The sequence below is a fragment of the Pseudomonas sp. 3A(2025) genome, from assembly GCF_054589175.1.
Map to the genome: position 1 here is coordinate 1 of NZ_BAAILM010000081.1, position 1,026 is coordinate 1,026.

Sequence of the window (1,026 nt, forward strand, 5' to 3'; positions counted from 1 at the left end):
CCTTCATACAATTGCACCAACTCGTCGACCAGCACGGGCATTGACCAGCCATCGGAGACAATATGGTGCAGGGTCAGCACCAGAACGTGCTCGTCGTCCGCCAGACCCAGCAGCTTTACGCGCAAAAGCGGGCCGAGTTCAAGATCGAACGGTCGACGGACCTCTTCTTCCACCCAGGCCTCGACGGTCTGGCCGTCAGGCAAGCGCTCAACACTCAAGACAAAAGGCTGAGCCGCCTGAACAATCTGAATCGACTGCTCGTCATCCTGGCGAAAGGTCGTGCGCAAGGTTTCGTGCCGCTCGATCAGAGTGTGGATACTTCGGCGCAGCGCCTCAGAATCCAGTACTCCATTCAGCCTCAAGGCTGTCGGGATGTTATAGGCAGGGCTGTCCGGCGCCAGTTGCCATAAGAACCACTGTCGTTGCTGCGCATAAGATAGTTTCAGAGGCTGATCGCGATCAGCCCTGAACAACTCAGGCATGGCATTGCCATGAGAGCCACTCAACTGACTTATGAAACCTGATAGTTCAGGTGCCTCGAATAGCGTACGCAGAGGCAGAGTAATGTTTAGCGCCTGACGCACGCGGGATATCACCTGAGTTGCAATCAGAGAATGCCCCCCAAGCTCGAAGAAGTTGTCGGTCAGGCCCACCTGCTCCACCTTGAGCACTTCAGCCCAGATGGCCGCAATCTGCCGCTCAAGCTCCGTTTGCGGCGCCACATACACCTGTTGCTGCTGGCTGCCGTCCGGCTTCGGCAAAGCCTTGCGGTCCAGCTTGCCGTTGGGGGTAAGCGGCAGCTTGTCCAGAAACAGCAGATACGCCGGCACCATGTAGTCCGGCAAATTCATTCTGAGCTGTTCGCGCAGATCGCTTCGCAGTTGGGTTTGCTGCTGCGCATCCAGTTCTCCGGCCGCAGTCACCAGGTACGCCGCCAGTTGTTTGCCACTCGGTCCATCGACATCGATGACCACTGCTTCGCGCACCGCTTCGTGCTCCAGCAACCGGGCCTCGATCTCACCCAGT

The 1,026-nt window shown here is 57.9% G+C and carries 1 protein-coding gene; it reads right to left on the reverse strand.

The features are described 5' to 3' along the window. Positions 1–1,026, reverse strand: a 1,026-nt coding sequence (locus ACYP2A_RS22820) for a condensation domain-containing protein (RefSeq protein WP_459748213.1), incomplete at both ends; no start/stop codon positions are given.